This is a genomic window from Rhizobium sp. Root708, from assembly GCF_001429725.1.
Taxonomy (GTDB): Bacteria; Pseudomonadota; Alphaproteobacteria; order Rhizobiales; family Rhizobiaceae; genus Rhizobium.
Genome location: NZ_LMHV01000001.1, coordinates 485,001 through 488,226, shown reverse-complemented (window position 1 = coordinate 488,226; position 3,226 = coordinate 485,001). Strand labels below are relative to the sequence as shown.

The window sequence follows — 3,226 nt, the reverse complement described above, 5'->3', positions numbered from 1 at the left end:
CCCTTTATAACACAAAAGGCCGCTTACGCGGCCCGATGTTTGTCGGCTTGGGCCGAGATTGTGATGAGAAGATTTGTTGTTGCGCTTGGCAGACCTGGCAGCGACCGACTCTCCCGCGTCTTAAGACGAAGTACCATAGGCGCTGGGGCGTTTCACGGCCGTGTTCGGAATGGGAACGGGTGCAGCCGCCCCGCCATAACCACCAGGTCAGCGAAGCGCAACAAATTGAGAAGCTGGTGAGGGCAGAGCCCTCTTCTTAGTCTTGAACACGTCCAGGCGTCATTTTCAGTCTTTCGACTTTGATGAGCATTGATCAATGAGAACGATCAAGCCAATCGAGCTATTAGTACCGGTAAGCTTCACACATTGCTGCGCTTCCACACCCGGCCTATCAACGTGGTCGTCTTCCACGGCTCTGATAGGGAATACTCGTTTTCAGGTTGGTTTCCCGCTTAGATGCCTTCAGCGGTTATCCATTCCATATGTAGCTACCCTGCTATGCCGTTGGCACGACAACAGGTCCACCAGAGATATGTCCATCCCGGTCCTCTCGTACTAGGGACAGATCCTGTCAATATTCCTACACCCACGGCAGATAGGGACCGAACTGTCTCACGACGTTCTGAACCCAGCTCACGTACCGCTTTAATTGGCGAACAGCCAAACCCTTGGGACCTGCTCCAGCCCCAGGATGCGATGAGCCGACATCGAGGTGCCAAACAACCCCGTCGATATGGACTCTTGGGGGTCATCAGCCTGTTATCCCCGGCGTACCTTTTATCCGTTGAGCGATGGCCCTTCCACGCGGGACCACCGGATCACTATGACCGACTTTCGTCTCTGCTCGACTTGTCAGTCTCGCAGTCAGGCGGGCTTATGCCATTGCACTCGACGACCGATTTCCGACCGGTCTGAGCCCACCATCGCGCGCCTCCGTTACTCTTTCGGAGGCGACCGCCCCAGTCAAACTACCCACCATACACTGTCCCGGATCCGGATAACGGACCGCGGTTAGACATCCATGACGATAAGGGTGGTATTTCAAGGATGGCTCCACAGAAACTGGCGTCCCTGCTTCAAAGCCTACCACCTATCCTACACATGCCGACACGAATGCCAGTGTAAAGCTATAGTAAAGGTGCACGGGGTCTTTCCGTCTGACCGCAGGAACCCCGCATCTTCACGGGGAATTCAATTTCACTGAGTCTATGTTGGAGACAGCGGGGAAGTCGTTACGCCATTCGTGCAGGTCGGAACTTACCCGACAAGGAATTTCGCTACCTTAGGACCGTTATAGTTACGGCCGCCGTTTACTGGGGCTTCAGTTCAAAGCTTGCACCTCTCCCTTTAACCTTCCAGCACCGGGCAGGCGTCAGACCCTATACGTCGTCTTGCGACTTCGCAGAGCCCTGTGTTTTTGATAAACAGTCGCTACCCCCTGGTCTGTGCCACCCCACCATACTTGCGTATAATGGGGTCACGCTTCTTCCGAAGTTACGCGTGCAATTTGCCGAGTTCCTTCAACATAGTTCTCTCAAGCGCCTTGGTATACTCTACCTGACCACCTGTGTCGGTTTCGGGTACGGTCTATACGGTGGAGCTATTTCCTGGAACCGCTTCCCTGCACGATCAATCCAATAAGACCGTACAAGTTACGCAATCCGTCACTACCACCAGGCCCACGAATATTAACGTGGTTCCCATCGACTACGCATTTCTGCCTCGCCTTAGGGGCCGGCTAACCCTGCTCAGATTAACTTTAAGCAGGAACCCTTGGTCTTTCGGCGAGAGGGTCTCTCACCCTCTTTATCGTTACTCATGTCAACATTCGCACTTCCGATACCTCCAGGATGTCTCACGACTGTCCCTTCACAGGCTTACGGAACGCTCCGCTACCACGTGCATTGCTGCACATCCTCAGCTTCGGTGCATGGCTTCAGCCCCGTTACATTTTCGGCGCAAAGACCCTTATTTAGACCAGTGAGCTGTTACGCTTTCTTTAAATGATGGCTGCTTCTAAGCCAACATCCTGGTTGTTTTGGGATCCTCACATCCTTTCCCACTTAGCCATGACTTGGGGACCTTAGCTGGAGGTTAGGGTTGTTGCCCTTTTCACGACGGACGTTAGCACCCGCCGTGTGTCTGCCGACTAGTACTCCCGGGTATTCGGAGTTTGGTTAGGATCAGTAAGACGGTGAGTCCCCATAGCCCATCCAGTGCTCTACCCCCCGGGGTATTCGGTCGACGCTCTACCTAAATAGATTTCGCGGAGAACCAGCTATTTCCGAGTTTGATTGGCCTTTCACCCCTAGCCACAAGTCATCCCAATCTATTGCAACAGATGCGGGTTCGGTCCTCCAGTTGGTGTTACCCAACCTTCAACCTGCTCATGGCTAGATCACTCGGTTTCGGGTCTAATGCAACAAACTAAATCGCCCTATTCAGACTCGCTTTCGCTTCGCCTACACCTACCGGCTTAAGCTTGCTTGTTACACTAAGTCGTTGACCCATTATACAAAAGGTACGCCGTCACCCTTGCGGGCTCCGACTGTTTGTAGGCATCCGGTTTCAGGTTCTATTTCACTCCCCTTGTCGGGGTGCTTTTCACCTTTCCCTCACGGTACTTGTTCGCTATCGGTCATGCACGAGTACTTAGGCTTGGATAGTGGTCTACCCATGTTCAGACAGGGTTTCACGTGCCCCGCCCTACTCTAGGACAATAATGATATCTACGCGTACGGGGCTGTCACCCACTACGGCCAAGCTTTCCAGCTTGTTCCACTTTAATCACTATTGCCACTGGCCTGGTCCGCGTTCGCTCGCCACTACTTGCGGAGTCTCGGTTGATGTCCTTTCCTTCGGGTACTTAGATGTTTCAGTTCCCCGAGTTCGCTTCTTACACCCTATTTTATTCAGGTGTAGATACCTTATCACAATACCTAGAAACCTGTTTTGTCCTCACGGCCCAAAGGCCTGCGGACGGCGCGGCCCAAAAGGGCCGACGGGCCTTGCCCTACGAAGGAAGTCCCTCGAAAGATCAAAGCCTACAAAACAGATTTTCTAGGTATTTAAGGTGGGTTTCCCCATTCGGATATCCATGGATCAAAGCTTATTCGCAGCTCCCCACGGCTTTTCGCAGCGTATCACGTCCTTCATCGCCTGTGCATGCCAAGGCATCCACCAAATGCCCTTACGACACTTAATCGTTCTCATTGCCAATGCTCAT

At 52.9% G+C, this 3,226-nt stretch carries 2 rRNA genes; both read right to left on the bottom strand.

What is annotated here, in order from left to right:
* Positions 1-92: 92 nt before the first annotated feature.
* Positions 93-207, bottom strand: a 5S ribosomal RNA gene (gene rrf, locus ASE04_RS02275).
* A gap of 115 nt (positions 208-322) precedes the next feature.
* A 23S ribosomal RNA gene (locus ASE04_RS02270) occupies positions 323-3,205 on the bottom strand.
* Positions 3,206-3,226: the final 21 nt, after the last annotated feature.